This is a genomic window from Pseudomonas sp. ICMP22404, assembly GCF_006227205.1.
In the GTDB taxonomy this organism is placed as follows: domain Bacteria; phylum Pseudomonadota; class Gammaproteobacteria; order Pseudomonadales; family Pseudomonadaceae; genus Aquipseudomonas.
On sequence record NZ_VCNG01000001.1, the window covers coordinates 551,817 to 567,934 of the forward strand.

The window sequence follows — 16,118 nt, forward strand, 5'->3', positions numbered from 1 at the left end:
AACAATGCTGACGATCTATTCAGACGATCACCACCTGCACCACGGCCGCTGCGAGCTCATGGACGGGCAGCTCATGCCCTGTTTCGAAATGCCCTCCCGCGCCGACCACGTGCTGGAGCGGGTCAAGGCTCGTGCGCTGGGGCCGGTGGAAGCGCCACGGGATTTCGGCCTGGCACCCATCCAGCGCATCCACACCCCCGCCTACCTGGAGTTCTTCAAAGGCGCCTGGGATCGCTGGGCCGAATACAACCGCGACGGCGACTTGCTGCCCTTCACCTGGCCGGCTCGCACCCTGCGCACGGTGATCCCGAAGAGCCTGCACGGCCAACTCGGCTATTACAGCTTCGACGGTGGCGCGCCGATCACCGCCGGGACCTGGCAAGCCGCCTACAGCGCAGCCCAGGTGGCCCTCACCGCCCAGGCCGAGATCCAGCGTGGCGCGCGCAGTGCCTTTGCGCTGTGTCGGCCGCCGGGGCATCACGCTGCCAGTGATCTGATGGGGGGTTATTGCTACCTCAACAACGCGGCCATCGCCGCCCAGGCGTTTCTCGACCAGGGCCATGGGAAGGTCGCAATCCTCGATGTGGATTACCACCACGGCAACGGCACTCAGTCGATCTTCTATGGGCGCAGCGATGTGCTGTTCGCCTCGATTCATGGCCATCCAGAGGCAGAATTTCCGTTCTTCCTCGGTTATGCGGACGAGCGCGGCGAAGGCGCTGGCGAAGGCTTCAACTTCAACTATCCATTGTCGGCCGGTTCAGGCTGGGACACCTGGAGTGCTGCGCTGGAGCAGGCGTGCAGCGAGGTCCAGGGTTACGACGCCGATGTCATCGTCGTCTCGCTGGGCGTGGACACGTTCAAGGATGACCCGATCTCGCAGTTCAAGCTCGACAGCCCGGATTACCTGGCGATGGGCAAACGTATCGCGGCACTTGGCAAGCCGACGCTGTTCGTGATGGAAGGCGGCTATGCGGTGGCGGAAATCGGCATCAACGCCGTGAATGTTCTCGAAGGTTTTCAAAGCGCCCAATGAGGAAGAAGAGCATGCAAAGACTCAAGCGTTTGATGGTTCCCGCCCTCTGCACCGCGCTGCTGTGTAGCGCCGCCCAGGCCGAAGAGCGGACCTTGCGCGTCTACAACTGGTTCGACTACATCACGCCCAAGGCTCTGGAAGACTTCAAGGCGCAGAACAGTCAGGTCAAGTTGGTCTACGACATTTTCGATACCAATGAAGCTTTGGAGGCCAAGTTGCTGACCGGTAATTCCGGTTATGACGTGGTGGTGCCTTCCAACGTGTTCCTTGCCAAGCAGATCGAGGCCGGGGTGTTCCAGCCGCTGGACCGCAGCAAGTTGCCGAACTGGAATCACCTCGATCCCAAGTTGATGAAGTTGATCGAGGCCAACGATCCGGGCAACAAGTTCGCCGTGCCGTACATGTACGGGACCATTCTGATCGGCTTCAACCCGGACAAAGTCAAGGCTGTCCTGGGTGATAACGCGCCAGTGGACAGTTGGGACCTGATCTTCAAGGAAGAAAACATCAGCAAGCTCAAGCAGTGCGGCGTGGCGCTGCTGGATTCACCTTCGGAAATCCTGCCCCTGGCCTTGCAGCACCTGGGACTGGACCCCAACAGCAAGAAGCCGGCGGATTATGCCAAGGCCGAGGCGTTGATGATGAAGCTCCGGCCGCACATCACGTACTTCCATTCTTCCAAGTACATGGCGGACATCGCCAATGGCGACATTTGCGTGGCGGTTGGGTATTCCGGGAGTTTTTCCCAGGCGGCCAATCGGGCCAAGGATGCCAAGAACGGTGTGACGGTGGACATGCGGCTGCCCAAGGAAGGCGCGCCGATCTGGTTCGACATGCTTGCCATTCCAAAAGGGGCGAAGAACCCGGATGACGCGTACGCCTTTATCAACTACTTGCTGCAGCCGAAGGTGATTGCACCGGTGAGTGATTTTGTGGGTTATCCGAATCCGAACAAGGATGCTACCGAGATGGTGGATCCGGCGATTCGTGGCAATCCCAATCTTTACCCGACAGAGGCGGCCATGGCGACGCTGTATACCTTGCAGCCTTTGCCGAGGGATGCCGAACGGGTGCGCACGCGGGTCTGGACCCGGATCAAGTCTGGGCAATGACCAGGGAGCTTGCTCGCGATGGCGGTGGGTCAGTCACCGGCGATGTTGGATGGGCCGACGTCATCGCGAGCAGGCTCGCTCCCACAGGTTTTGCGTCTTGCATGAAGATCGGGTACACCGCCAATCCCATTGTGGGAGCGAGCCTGCTCGCAATGGCGGTGGGTCAGTCACCGGCGATGTTGGATGGGCCGACGTCATCGCGAGCAGGCTCGCTCCCACAGGTTCTGCGTCGGGCATGAAGATCGGGTACGCCGCCAATCCCAATGTGGGAGGGAGCTTGCTCGCGATGGCGGTGGGTCAGTCACCAGCGATGTTGGATGTGCCGACGTCATCGCGAGCAGGCTCGCTCCCACAGGTTTTGCGTCTTGCATGAAGATCGGGTACGCCGCCAATCCCATTGTGGGAGCGAGCCTGCTCGCGATGGCGATGGGTCAGTTACCCGTGATGTTGGATGTGCCGACGCCTTCGCGAGCAAGCCCGCTCCCACAGGGAGCGGCATCACCAGGCCCTTAACGACACGAGCAATACATAGTTACCACCTCCGCTGTTTCTCGCACCACTAGCATGGATATCCCGAAGCGTTCGACTTCGGGATTCCATTCATCGCGAGACAGGGAGACTCAGATGACAAACACTTCTACCACCACGATCCCCAAGGCCGACGCCAACCCCAGGGACGCTATATTGAATCAGTTGCTCGCCGGCCCCACGTATCCGGAGGTGGCGTCCATACTTCTGCGCGACGGCCTCAAGAAACTCTACCCCACGCTGAACCTTGACCCACACAACACCGTGGTCGGCGAACCGAGCTGGGACATTGTCGACGGCGAAATCGTGCCACGCCCGACCCGCTATGAAACCCTTGCCGAAATGCTGGCCGGCCTGGTGAACGAAAAAAGCGATCCGATGCTGTTGATCGAAGGGTTGCATTACCTGACCCAGCTACCACTGACGTCCCCGAGTGTGCATTTGCCAGTGCGCATCGACCAGATCGGGCGCCTGGTCAATGAGCTGGTGCCGGCCATGTTGACGGCCTGTCAGGAGCAACAACTGGCGTACTGGAATGCATCCGTTGGCGAGTCCGGCCCACGCTGGCATGAACTCTCCAGCACCCTGCGCAAGGCGTGGAACGTCGGTCGTATCGAGGGCTGGACGACGACTGAGTGCGACATGGCCAGGCAACTGTTCCATTACCCCGACCGCAAGGACCGCAAGGAGAGCGACCCTTATGACACCCACGCGTATCTGATCGACGTCGACAAGGTGGATGGCCCAGAGGTGAAACGGCTGGGCGACAACTCAATCGTGGTCCTGATCGGCACCATCGAAGGCAAGGAAGTCATCCTCAAGTACTCGATCGTCAACGGTTACGAGAAGTTCGCTTCACGGCAGGCCCTGGGCCAATCCCTCCCGAACCATTTCGGTACGGCCACCTACCGCAAAATCCAGTGGCGGCTGTTTGAGCCCGACGGCAACATTTTCGATCACAAGGCCTGCGGGATGATTGCCGAGCAGGTCAAGGTCATCGGGTCCTCCCCGCAGACCTGGGTGACCTACGAGCCCCCTGTCAACGGCGAAGAAGCCGCTGAGGACGAGCTCGTGGCCTGGTTCCAGAGACAGATGCCCCATTGGTTGCTGGAGGCCTCGCCGTCCGATCAGACGCTGTTTGCCCAGTACATGAAGAACCTGTCGATACTCAATCAATCCCATGCCGGCAAAACCTATCTGGATGGGATTCCTGCCATCAAGGACTACGCGTTAAGCGAGCTGAAGAAACAGATAGTCCTGGACCACCCCGATGCCTCGACGCTCGATCTGAATGAAATCGAGTTCGAGGTACGCAGCCCCGTTATCTGGGGAAGCTTCGTCGTGCCCGGAAAGATCGATACCACCCGCTTCACCTTGGTCGAGCTCGCCTTGCAGAACCTGATCGCCCTTCCCCTGGGCGACAAAGCCGTCCAGTCCCTGGGCGAGAACGAGTTGCCCGAGTGGATGACCGTGGCGTACATCGAAAACCTCATCACCCAAGTCGATATCGGTCGCACTTACCTCGAACTGGTGAAGGGCAAACTGCTCGACGATCCGGCAGAGTCGAGCCGCCGCGAAAAGTTGTACACCTCCCAGTTGCGCATCCAGCTGCCAATGCTGGCGCTGGAATGCAAAATCCGTGGGGAAGGACGCCTGGACGATAGGGGTTACCGCTACGTCGCCGCGCTGATGGAGCTTGATGAAGCCGATCGCAAGGTGGATGGAAAAACCATTGTCGTGCGCCAACTGGCCTTCGTACCCGAACTACAACTGGGCGACTCGGAAGACGTCGTGACCAATATGTTCGTCATCGGCCCCGAGGATGCGAGCGCCGGGCCTTGCCTGCTGTATCGGCCCATGCTGGAGCCGCAACTGAGCCAGTACCCATCGTTCAGCAACCTGTTGTATGCGATCAGGCAAATCCCTTCGTTACGCCAATCGGTGCTGGCCTGGCTGCCTGATGGGGTGCGTAACGATTACGGCCGATTGGTTTTTCCGGACCTGTTGCCTTCCCCTTGGGGCATCGTGTCGTTCGTGACCGACCCTTTGACCTCCTTGGCCTATAGCGGTCCCGTCAGTTTGACCGACAAAACCCTGGGGACGGATTTCCTGCCACAGTTGTTCAAGGCCAATGCCGATGCCTTGGTCGAACTGGCCGATCGGCAATCGGTGTCCAACCAGGAAAATCGCTGGGAAACCTTCAAACGCGCGGGCTGGCTGATGTTCAACCTGACCTTGCCTTACCTGGGAACCGCCGTTGGTACCGCAGCCTGGCTCTGGCAAATCCTGGACGACGTCGACACGTTGATGCAAAACAAACCAGAGGCCGAACGACCGGCCAAGTGGGAGGCGTTCACTGACCTGCTGCTGAACATCGCGCTGGCGATCATTACCCACGCCATCGACCGCGCCAGGGCTGCCAGGAGTCCTCATCGGGTAAAAGCCCCGCCAGAGGTGCGCGAACTGGAAAACCTGCCAAAAACCCCACACAAACTGGTGATAGAGCAACTCGGAGCGCTTCCGAGTACGTCGCTGCCGACCGAGCACTACGAGACCATCCGTTCCATTGGCGCCTTGATGGGCAGATCGCGGGAAAGCGCACAGTTCATCGACACCTTCAGCATCGATGAACCCGCAGATCCGGGAGAGCTCCAAACCGAGGGCGTGCTCAAGGGACTCTACGAACAGACGGGGGACTGGCACGCAAAAATGGCCGGCAAGTGGTTCAAGGTACGGGTCGAAGGCGAGCTGGTCTCTATCGTCGACGGAAAAAATCCCGCCCGCGAGGGCCCTCCCCTGATGGGTGATGCCCACGGCAAATGGCACATCGACACACGTCTGCGGATACGCGGTGGCGGGTCCAAAGGTGTCAGGCAGAAAGTCATCGCCGACGCACAGCGGCGTCGGATCGATCTGCTAGCTGCACTGAATCAATTCGAAGCAAAGAAGCCGCAGAACCAGAAAGCGCTGACGATGCAGGCCGAGGCAATGGACGAAGCGTCGGGCGCGGCCAGGGAAATCAAGCGCGATGTGTATGTCGCCACGCTGAAAACCCAGCGAGAAAACTACGAGCAAGCGTTGAGAACTTTGATGGAATGGCCACTTTTCCAGTCAAGGCCCGACTACCCTCGCACCCGACTTGGTTACCTGAACGCCCAGGTCAACTTCACGTTCGCCGAGTTGGAAGCTCTCCAGGAACGCTTCATTCCGGCCTTGGACAAAGCCAAAGGCTTGATCACGTCCGGGGTGAAGGTGCTGGAACAACAGCACATTGACGCCGCCGAGAGCATGGTCAGCGTCGGTGACGACATGATCGAGCGCCTGGACTATATGGAGACGCGCTTCACCGAACTGAAGAACGTCGGCTATGAAGGTTTCGAATTCATCCGGCGGCACCGTAAGAAGATGCCGATCTATACGGCCGCCGACCTTCGCCTGATCAAGATCGATATGTTTCGTCACCTGTGCCTGACGCTGGAAAGTGTCGAGTCGATGCCCGAAGGCTGGGAAGCGCTCAACCAGGTTGTCGATAACGCCACGGTCGCGTACCAAAGCCTGCGCGACGCCATCGATGAGCGCAGCGTGATCCGGCTGGATGAACGGATCGATGCATTCGGTAGTCTGGCCGAGCAGTTCGCCGCCATCGACGAACACCTCCACTACCTGAGTAACGAGTACAAGAGCAGCGTGCGTCAGCCCCAACTCGCCCGACTGCGCACGGGGATCGCTACGCTTGAACAATGGACGTTGCGTCATCTGGCGACCGCCCTCGACGAGAGAAGAGATCGGCGAAACGCTGGTTCCCCGTATGAGCAACGCCCCAGGCCGAGGAAAAAGTTCATCCGAGCGCGCTTCTGGGGCCTGGTCAGCGGCGAGCCGCGTTTATCCCGATCGATGGAGGAAACCGATTGGCTCGATGTGAAGAATCCGTTCTCGGGAGACATCATCGTCACGTTCCATCGCAAGGAAACCGGCGAATGGATCCCGCATATGAAACCCGACGCCTCGACCTCCACCGTCCCGGCCTTGAACATCAGCATCACGAAGGGCAACGACCTGATCAACGGGCTGGCGGCGTTCAAGGCACAGATCGAGGAAACCGTGAACCAGCCCAGCAAGACACCTGCCGGCATCGGGATGATCCTCAATGCCCACGCAGGCAGGATGGAGAAAGTCAGCGCGGCCATCAAGAAGGCCCTCGACCAGGCGCAAGGCGTGACCTCAAACGAAACGTTCGAACTGCCGCAAGAGCAGCGACGCTCGGCCGAGACCCTGCGCACGCAGCTTGAGAAGGAAGCGAGCGCCCTTTATGTCCTGGGGTTCGAAACCGTTCTGAATGTCATCAAACAACGTCCGCCGACCATGAGCAGCATCATATGGCTTAAAAGTCGGAACCTGATTTCCATCACCAAACAGAAGAGCCGGCAACGCATCAAGTATCCGCCCTATGGCTTCCTCGACCGGTACGAGATCAAGGACATGAAAACCGGTAAAGCGCTCTGGTATGCAGACTTCCGTTACTCGACAAACTGGGTACCCGCTTACACATTCCTTTCCGCACGCCTGAAAACCGTTGCCCAAGCCAATCACAGGACCACCGTCATCGCCGACACCGAATCCCTCACCCAACGCCAACTGATCGACCATTATCGCGCTGAAATCGCCGTGGATCAGGCCAAGGACGTGTTCTTTAGAAAAACGCGACCATAAATGCACAGCCGGGCATCCTCCAATGCCCGGCCTTCACGCCTCAGCTCTTCCAGGCATTCACCAGGCTCGCCAACGCGGCAGCGATTGCCGCGGGTGGCACGGCTGCAAAACCCAGCACCAGCCCGCCACGAACCGGCGAGGTGGCGCTGGGCAACCAATAGTTGCTCAAGCCATTGACTTCGACCCCTGCCGCAGTCGCCTGGGCGATCAGTTCACGCTCACGTTCGACACTGTCCACCGGCACCGTGACATGCAGCCCGGCCACGACGGTCGGCATGGCGCCGACACCCGCAATGTTTTTTGGCCAGCCCGCCAGCAGTGCATCACGCCGCGCCAATGCGGCCCGCCGCATACGCCTGATGTGACGCTGGAAATGCCCCGCCGCCATGAACTCGGCCATCACCGCCTGGGTGCTGACTTCGGAGTGGCGCACATCCACCGCACGGCGACGGGCAAAGGCGTCCACCAGGCCGGGAGGCAGCACCAGGTAGCCCAGGCGCAAGGCCGGGAACGCCACCTTGCCGAACGTCCCAACGTAGAGCACGCGTCCCTGGCGATCCAATGCAGCCAACGGCGCCAGTGGCGCGCCGCTGTAGCGGTACTCGCCGTCATAATCGTCCTCGACGATCCAGCCGTCATTACGCTCGGCCCAGGCCAGCAACTCCAGCCGCCGCGCGAGGCTCATCACCACCCCGGTGGGGTATTGGTGGGACGGTGTCACGTAGGCCAGTCGACAAGGGTTCAACGAGGCGAGCGCGCTGCAATCCAGGCCCTCACCGTCCACCGGCACGCCTCTCACGTCGGCACCGGCCACGGCAAAGGCATGCCCGGCTGCGCGGTAGCCTGGGTTTTCCACTGCCACGACGTCTCCAGGGTCCACCAGCAACTGTGCACAAAGGCTGATGCCCTGCTGCGCGCCACTGGTGATCACAATTTGCTCAGCCGTGCAGTGCAAGCCACGGGAACTACGCAAATATGCTGCGATCAGCCCACGCAAGCGGGCATCGCCCTGGGAGTCGCCGTAGCACAGCTGTTGCAAGTCCGGTTTGCGCCAGAAAGCCGCGTTCAGCTTGGCCCAGACGTCGAAAGGGAACAGATCGAAAGCCGGGACGCCCACCCGAAACGCTCGTGGCGGACCACTGGGAGGCGCTGGTAAATGGTGCTTTTCGACCCGATCCAACGCACCACTGTGGATAACTTTACTGGATGAAATCACAGGCAAATCCAACCAATCTGTGGATAACCCAGTGGATAAGCCTGTTGAGAACCCTGTGGACACTTTTGTGGATATGTTTTTCTCTCCGGGCCTCTTCGCGCGCAAACTCGCTTCCCCGGCGGTACCCATTCCAATGTGGGAGCGAGCCTGCTCGCGATGAGGCCGGCCCAGCATGAGAGAAGACAGCTCTGCCACGTAAGTGCCGTCCCCTACCCGCCCTTCAATGAAACCCTCGGCATAGAGCTGGTCGTAGGCCCGGACCACGCTGTTGCGAGAAATCGACAGCGCCGCCGCCAGTTCACGACTGGCCGGTAGCCGGGTGCCGCTGCCCAGCCGTCCATCCAGCACCCGCGCCCGCAGCGCCTGGTAAAGCTGGCGGCTGAGCCCCTGACGACGGTCCAGCTCGATTCCCGCTGGGTTGAATGACAGCGGCGGCACGACGTTGCTCATGACAACCCTCGCAAATGGACCTATCGAATTGGTCTTAAGTGGCTCTTACAACAGACCAATAGCCTGCCTAGGATGCTCGCATTCGCCAAGGAAAATCGTCATGTACAACCCCAAAGCCTTTGCCGTCGAAGACCTGTCCCAATTACACCGGATGATGGAAGCGTGTCGCCTGGCCTTGCTGGTCACCCATGGCGAGCATGGCTTGCAGGCCAGCCATCTGCCGCTGTTGCTGGACACCCGACAAGGCCCCAACGGCAGCCTCTACGGGCATATGGCCCGGGCCAATCCACAATGGCGCGACCTGGAATCCGGGGCCGAGGCGCTGGTGATATTTGCCGGAGCCGACGCCTACGTCAGCCCGGGTTTCTATCCCAGCAAGACCGAACATGGCAAAGTCGTGCCAACCTGGAACTACCAGGCCGTACACGCCTATGGCGGCGCCGAGGTGTTCAATGATGCCCATCGGTTGCGCAACCTGGTGAGTGCCCTCACCGACCGCCACGAAAGCGGCCGGGCCCAGCCGTGGCGCATCGACGATGCGCCGGCTGAGTACATCGACAGCATGCTCAAGGCCATCGTCGGCTTCGCCCTGCCCATCCAGCGCCTGGAAGGCAAACGCAAACTCAGTCAGAACCGCGCTCCCGCCGACGCAGCGGGTGTGCGCCAGGGATTGGCCGCCAGCCACAATGCCCAGGACCATGCCGTCGCGAGCCTGATGTCCGAATTTTCGACCAAGGAATGAACATGAGCCAGATCGAGATCCGCCCTGTTACCGCTGACGATCACGCCGCGTGGCTGCCGCTGTGGCAGGCCTACCTGAGGTTCTACAACACCGAACTGCCAGATGCGGTAAGCCAAAGCACCTGGCAACGCTTGCTCGATGAGCGCGAACCGACCCATGGGGCCCTGGCTTGGCGCGGCGACACGGCCATCGGCCTGGTGCACTTCATTTATCACCGGTCCAATTGGAGCATCGAGAATTCCTGTTACCTGCAGGACCTGCTGGTCACGGAGCAGAGCCGTGGCACCGGCGTCGGTCGTCAGCTCATCGAGTACGTCTACGCCACCGCCAAGGCCGATGGTTGCTGCAAAGTGCACTGGCTGACCCATGAAACCAATGCCACGGCGATCCAGCTCTACGAGCGCATCGCCGAACGTCCCGGCTTCATCCAATTTCGCAAAGCCTTGTAAGGAGCGCCGCATGTTGACTTCACTTGCCGATTGGAAAGGGGTTCCGGCACCGTTCACACAGTTGATCGAAGGGCGCTTCATCCGCCTGGAAAAACTCGATCCGGCACGGCACGCCGACGGTCTGTGGCAAGCACTGGAAGGCCCCGGGGCCGATCCGAAACTCTGGGACTATCTGCCCTACGGCCCCTTTTCCGAGCGCAAGGCGTTCGATGCCTGGCTGGGTAATCATGCCGCGAACATCGACCCATACTTCTTCACGGTGATCGACCGCGCCAATGGCGAGGTGCAGGGCATTCTCAGCCTGATGTCCATCGTGCCAGCCCAGGGTCGCATCGAGATCGGCCATGTGACGTTCGGCGCTTCCATGCAACGTTCGCCGAAAAGCACCGAGGCGGTTTACCTGCTGGCGAAAGAGTCCTTCGCTTTGGGTTATCGACGCCTGGAGTGGAAATGCAACAACGCCAACGCCCGCTCGAAATACGCTGCCGAACGATTGGGGTTCACGTTCGAGGGCGTCTTCCGCCAGCACATGGTAGTCAAGGGACAGAACCGCGACACCGCGTGGTACTCGATGCTGGATTCGGAATGGCCGGCCATCGGCGCGGCGTTCGAGCAATGGCTCAGTGAAGAGAATCAAAGCGAGAACGGACAGGTGCGTAGCCTGGCGGAATGTCGCTCATCGCAGTGAGTGATAGATGATCGCCACCGCGAATCCCTTCGCGATGGCGATCGATCAAGGCAAGCTATCAGGACTCAGGCGGTTTCCGGGTGGCCAGGAAGGGTTTGAGCACCTCGGGCGTCACCGCACTTCGGGCATAGGGCCAGGCCCATTGCGGTATCGATCCATGAGCGCTCACGTAGCTGGCGAAATCCAGCCGACTGTGCCCCGCCGGGCTCTGCGAGAAATCGAAATTATGGAGAAAGTACTGGGCCTGTCTTTCGCTCATGGTGTACGACCCCATGATCAACTGATGCGCCCGGGCCTCTTCATTGACCAGGCTGTCTATCAACGCCTCCGTGAAAGCCGACTCGCTGTTGAGCGAGCCGGGCCGCCCCAGGGTGAAGCGAATATTGCTGTCGCTGAATGCCGGACCCGTCAAATCCTGCCAGATGGCCCTGGCGCTTTCCCGCGAGATCCCGCGCATGGCACGAATGGACATCCACAGGTTCGGCCTGCTGAACAGGATCGCCACCCGGCTGTTGGAAAGCCGCTGCCCTGGCGCAGTGAACAACCTGGCGACAGCCGACAGGTCACTGTCCTTGAAGTACCGGACCTCCTGGAGAAAGTTGAAGAAGTCCAGTAAAGCCTGCCGATGCGTGAACAGACTGTTCAGGTTCCAGTCATCGAACGGTCGCATCCAGTTGATATCGACGCCAGCGTACCTCGTCAATTCGTCATAACGACTACTGACATAATCGCCGATGAGCTGAAGTCGCATGTTGGATATGCTCGGGTTGCGTATCCATTGTGAAAGCAGACTCACGGGAAACAGGCCACCCAGGTTGGAAGCGATCACCGGGGACTTGAGAAGAATATTTGCCCGCGTCTGCAACATAGGAAATCGCTCGAGCGCCACGGTGAGCAGGTCGGCCAGGTCCTCGGCACGGTCGTAATAAATGTGCTGCTCCAACAGCTCCGAGTCGTCATCCATGGCATTGCCGGTCTCTTGCTCGTACCGTCTCTTGACCTTTTTCAAATCATCACGATCCACCAGATAGGCACCATTGAGCAGCTCCTCTAGCTGCGTATCGTCGAGATGACCATGCAGAGCGTCATCGTAGAGGACATATGCCAGACTGTTCTTGGGATGGTGATCGGTCAGCTCTCGGGCCCTGACCCCGTATTCGAGCATGATATGAATCACGTCCTGGGAGAACATGAGGTGTTCATTGTTGAGCAGTTCTTCAATCTCCGAGCTTTCGACGGGGCGCAGTAGCGTGTCCTCGAAGAAGGTCCGCACGGATCGATCGCTTTGCATGTAGTAAGGAATGCTGCTCAGTATCGGACGACCCGGAGCCCGGGGGGACAAGTAGCTACCGATGTGTTGCAGGATCTCGGGTGGCAAGTCGGCTTTCCGGGCTTGGTTCAAGGTCCTGCGCACCATGTCGTCGGCATACAGGTTCAGGAAATGCACCAGCGGTCGAAACAGGTTATGCGGGTTGCGCGTGCCATAGACAATCTGACTCACGTCATACACCGCGGCCTTGCCCAACAAGTTCTCCAGGGAGCGTGCGTTATCCGCCAGCGCCTGCTGCAAACCGGTGGGCGGTGACACCAGGTAATGACTCATCTCCGGGTGTAGATCGATATAAGCGGCGGTTTCATTGCGCAGCCCCTGCATCGAAAACGTTGGCTGGGGCTGCCCCTCGTTCAGTCCCCGGGCAACGGCATTGAAGAAGCAATTGCCGTCGGCATCGAACGTGACGTCAGTGTTATCAGCCAACCTTAAGGTGTAATGATTCTCACCGGTGCGTATCAGCACCACGTCAGTGTTGGACCTGAGCGGATGCGCGCCCGTCGGATAGCCGCTTTCCTCTTGCCCGGGGGTGAAGCGTATCGACCAGTCCTGGCGTCCACGCCGTTGATCCACAATCAACAAGCTGCGATGTTGCGGCCAGCTTGGAAGGCGGGTGATGAGTGACGGGACCAGATCCATGATCTCGACGTCCCACTCGTTTGACGTGCGGATCAGATCGGCCACGGCGCGAAGCGATGTCGAAGGTTGCTTAGGGGCTGATGGGCCCGGTTGGGGAGGTCCTCCGCGCGGGCGTTTGCCCCCTCCGCCCAGGCCAAAGCCCACGGCATGCCACTGCCCATCGGGCGCGCGGGCCACCGTGCTCCTCATCACGCCACTGGAGCGAATATTCAAGCCCGTCGCCGGGTCGACAATGGTGGCCTCGATGGCCTTGAGCGACGTATGGTCATGGACCCGGAATACCGTGCCATCGGGTTGCTGCACATACACCTGGCGAGCAGAGCGCCCCGTGACGCTGTTCGTGATCGTGGGGCGATAAAAGCCCTGGGCATCCGCTGACACTCCCCGGAGCACCGACCTATCCGCCACGGCATAGCGCCGATAAAGCGTTTCTTCCAAGGGCAATCCAAATCGCGCTTTAGCCTGGCTTTGGCGAGCCGTTATCGCCAGGAAAGAGGAGCGCCCTCGCACGTTGACGCTCACGCCACCGAAGCCGACAGCCTTCCGGGTGTTTGCCACCGCATGGACGAACGCCAGTGTCGTCGTATTCGTTGGCACGGCACCGGTCCTGACCACCAAAAGGCCGGTCCTGACGGCACGGGTCAGCATCTGGAAACCGGGGATCAACAGCAGGCCGGCCAGGTCCATGACAATTTCAACCGTCATCATCACCAGCCGCGCGACGGTCTGCAGGCCGATGTCCCGGTTGCTGTTGGAGCGGTGATCCGCGTATGCGCTGTGGAAGTTGACGTGGGCCCGGTGAAAGCGCTCAAGCCAATCATCGGTAATCAAGACGCCACTGATCAGGGGCCGACCGCGGTGCTGCCCCAAGGCGCGCTTTATCTCCTCTGGATCGAGGGCGCAAATGCGCGAACGGAAATACGCTCGCCATTCTTCCTGTTGCAGCAGCCCGGTAATGCCATCGCTCAGGTCGGAAAACTCTTGCAGGTCATGGCCCTGGGGGCTGTCCGGTAAATACACGCCCACGGTGCCCTTGATGTCCGGCCCAGGCTGGTCTGAAAAGATCAGCACACCATCGATGCCGAGCGCGTTGCGCGGTGTACCACCTTGCGCGCTGACACTGCCCCCCAGGAGAAGACCATGGACATGGACCCTGTGCCCGCCAACCCAGGCCCGATTCGCCGCCGTGGGTGATTGCAGGACCGCCTCCAGCCAGCTAGCCAGCAGTTTTCGCGGATGGGCTGGCTTGGCAACCGGATCCGTCACTCTGGCCTGGAACACTGTGTCGCCCCTGAGTGCAGCCTCATAGCCCTTGAACTCCAGGTGGGCCCGGTACGACGCCTGCCAAGCCGCCTTGTACCGAGGTTCATTCATTTGCTGGCGCAGCAGGATTTCATAATTGCCACCGACATCGAGGCTCGTCGCCATCCTGGCCAGTTCGCCCCCAGTCACCGTGATCAGGAAACCGTTTTCCGGATGGCGGATCCGTTGACCGTGTTGATCGAGAAGGTAGACCGCCAACACTTCGCGCATGGCGTTCGGGTATTGCCGTGGCCGCAGATTGTCGAGCATCAATTGGGTCAAGCTGCTGGTACGGGACTGCCTGGGGCTGGCCCGGTCACCGTAGAACAGCCTGACCAGGGTTTGGTCCGGGTCCACGTCGATGCGCGGGTGAATGGTTTGCTGCAGGTACTGCTTGATCTTCTGGCGAGCGAACTGCACCAGGGTCGGAACACCGCTGCCCAGTGTGTAGACGGCCTCGAATACCTTTGTTTCGAGGCGGCGATAGTGGGCTCGCTCGGCAAACGTCGCGGTCTTGTAGAAACCGGGGCGACGGTTTTCCACCAAGGTTTCCTGACGGGCCGCCAGTGGCCCGGCCAGTGACAACAGGGGCAAGCCAAGGGCATCTTCGGTTTGCCGGGCAAAGTCACTCACTGTCACCGTTGCGTTTCCTGGCGCATCCAGGACTTTCTCCAGCGCCGTACTTTGCATTTGCAGCAGATCCGCCGCCGCCACTTCGAAAACATGCCCGGACAGTTCGACGGAAATGTCCTGGATCTTGCACGCCTGGCCCTCAAGGGTGGGAAATACCTGTCTGATCAGGTCCTGGAAAGCGTTGAAGCGCTGAAGCCCATGCTCCAGGGAATACAGAAACAGCGATGGCCGGTCGGTAAACTTGATCACCATCGCGGCAGGCCATTTTTGCGGCTGCGCGGCGCCGCTATCGAGCCTGACCGCATAGACATGGGGAACCGGTGCGCGCAACAGGCGACTTCTGTCCGCCTGGGAAGGATGGGTAGTGATGATGTCCAACAGGCGATCTTCATCGCTTTGCTGAATTCGCTCACCCTGGCTGAGTCGAGCGGCAGGATCCCGATCGGCTTTGTACAGTTCGAAAAGATGCAGGAAGCGCCGGGACAATAAATGCGCCAGGGCGACTTCGGTCGTGGATGACGCCGCCACGCCTGGCAACACCTCCCAGCCCTTGCGCTGACGAAAGAGCACCAGTTCGTCGCGGAACTGATGCTTCACCCGTTCATTCGTGGCTGGATGGGCCACATAGAACACGGCTTCCATGGCCCGCAACGTGTGCTCGTCCAGCGGGCCGGCAAAGACGCTGTCGGCCTCCTCCAGGGAATCCGGACGGGTAAAGAACCCGACGCCACCCTTCGAGAAGTCGGGCGCCGTGTCGCTGAGCAAACAGTTGCGCATGACGTGGGTAAAGCTGTCCGAGGCGGCCAGGATGCGCCCACCGTCCGGGCCCGTGGTGAAGCGGCTCACATAGCATTGATCCGGTTCGATGTCCGGAAGCAGCGATGCACGAAATTTCTTGGCGGGAATCCTGGTTTTGAGCAGGCCGACCAGCAGCGCGCCCATCACCCTGTCGAAGGTGGGAACGGCTGCGAACAGCAGGGTCAGCTGTACCTGGTGGGTGTCCAGCAAGTCCAGTTGCCTGAGCTGTTCCTTCGCCTGGGCATTGATCGTTTCTGATTGCGGTATAGGTGACGCAACACCCGGTTCATCCTTGGGGGAAATCGACATCTCAATGGTCCGGTTCTGATTGAAGAGTCCGGACCTTATCGCGCTGTTCGTCCCGAGATGACGTACATATGTATAGAGGGCAGTGGAACTGGGAGGGAAACGTAAGCTGATATTTATGGACAGCTGAAGTCCGCTATCGCGAGCAGGCTCGCTCCCACATTGGGAATGCATTTCCC

The 16,118-nt window shown here is 60.0% G+C and carries 8 protein-coding genes; 6 read left to right on the forward strand and 2 right to left on the reverse strand.

Features of this window, described 5'->3' with window-relative positions; translation table 11 throughout:
• The first annotated feature begins 4 nt into the window (after positions 1-4).
• The 3 genes from FGE05_RS02565 to FGE05_RS02585 all read left to right on the forward strand — a co-directional run bounded on the left by FGE05_RS02565 (position 5) and on the right by FGE05_RS02585 (position 7,386).
• Positions 5-1,036: a histone deacetylase family protein gene (locus FGE05_RS02565; protein ID WP_139641292.1), complete on the forward strand. Its 1,032-nt coding sequence runs from the start codon at positions 5-7 to the stop codon at positions 1,034-1,036.
• Positions 1,037-1,047: 11 nt separating this feature from the next.
• Positions 1,048-2,148 carry a polyamine ABC transporter substrate-binding protein gene (locus tag FGE05_RS02570; protein ID WP_139641294.1) on the forward strand — a complete coding sequence of 367 codons (1,101 nt, stop codon included), beginning with the start codon at positions 1,048-1,050 and terminating at the stop codon, positions 2,146-2,148.
• 624 nt (positions 2,149-2,772) lie between these two features.
• The gene (locus FGE05_RS02585) at positions 2,773-7,386 is read left to right on the forward strand and encodes a dermonecrotic toxin domain-containing protein (protein WP_139641298.1); all 4,614 of its coding nucleotides are present in this window, start codon (positions 2,773-2,775) and stop codon (positions 7,384-7,386) included.
• Positions 7,387-7,426: 40 nt separating this feature from the next.
• Here FGE05_RS02585 and FGE05_RS02590 read toward each other — a convergent pair whose 3' ends face one another.
• Entirely contained in the window at positions 7,427-9,052 is a 1,626-nt protein-coding gene (locus FGE05_RS02590) for a PLP-dependent aminotransferase family protein (RefSeq protein ID WP_139641300.1), read from the reverse strand.
• A 100-nt stretch (positions 9,053-9,152) separates the two neighbouring features.
• Between FGE05_RS02590 and FGE05_RS02595 the strand changes: the two genes are divergently transcribed.
• Genes FGE05_RS02595 through FGE05_RS02605 form a run of 3 tightly spaced genes read left to right on the forward strand, consistent with a single transcriptional unit; the run spans position 9,153 to position 10,931 of the window.
• Positions 9,153-9,794, forward strand: coding sequence for an FMN-binding negative transcriptional regulator (locus FGE05_RS02595; RefSeq protein WP_139641302.1), 642 nt, complete (start codon positions 9,153-9,155; stop codon positions 9,792-9,794).
• Between the two features lie 2 nt (positions 9,795-9,796).
• On the forward strand, positions 9,797-10,243 hold the full coding sequence (locus tag FGE05_RS02600; protein WP_053192030.1) for a GNAT family N-acetyltransferase: 447 nt from the start codon (positions 9,797-9,799) through the stop codon (positions 10,241-10,243).
• Positions 10,244-10,253: 10 nt separating this feature from the next.
• Positions 10,254-10,931 (forward strand): GNAT family N-acetyltransferase, encoded by a 678-nt coding sequence (locus tag FGE05_RS02605; protein WP_024777843.1) that lies wholly within the window; start codon positions 10,254-10,256, stop codon positions 10,929-10,931.
• A 58-nt stretch (positions 10,932-10,989) separates the two neighbouring features.
• Here FGE05_RS02605 and FGE05_RS30010 read toward each other — a convergent pair whose 3' ends face one another.
• Complete coding sequence (locus FGE05_RS30010; protein WP_257225567.1) at positions 10,990-15,942, reverse strand: OTU domain-containing protein; 4,953 nt, start codon at positions 15,940-15,942, stop codon at positions 10,990-10,992.
• Positions 15,943-16,118: the final 176 nt, after the last annotated feature.

Bases quoted from the DNA above. Each gene is read 5' to 3' on its own strand.
- FGE05_RS02565 (WP_139641292.1), top strand. From the start codon at position 5: ATGCTGACGATCTATTCAGACGATCACCACCTGCACCACGGCCGCTGC.
- FGE05_RS02570 (WP_139641294.1), top strand. From the start codon at position 1,048: ATGCAAAGACTCAAGCGTTTGATGGTTCCCGCCCTCTGCACCGCGCTG.
- FGE05_RS02585 (WP_139641298.1), top strand. From the start codon at position 2,773: ATGACAAACACTTCTACCACCACGATCCCCAAGGCCGACGCCAACCCC.
- FGE05_RS02590 (WP_139641300.1), bottom strand. From the start codon at position 9,052: ATGAGCAACGTCGTGCCGCCGCTGTCATTCAACCCAGCGGGAATCGAG.
- FGE05_RS02595 (WP_139641302.1), top strand. From the start codon at position 9,153: ATGTACAACCCCAAAGCCTTTGCCGTCGAAGACCTGTCCCAATTACAC.
- FGE05_RS02600 (WP_053192030.1), top strand. From the start codon at position 9,797: ATGAGCCAGATCGAGATCCGCCCTGTTACCGCTGACGATCACGCCGCG.
- FGE05_RS02605 (WP_024777843.1), top strand. From the start codon at position 10,254: ATGTTGACTTCACTTGCCGATTGGAAAGGGGTTCCGGCACCGTTCACA.
- FGE05_RS30010 (WP_257225567.1), bottom strand. From the start codon at position 15,942: ATGTCGATTTCCCCCAAGGATGAACCGGGTGTTGCGTCACCTATACCG.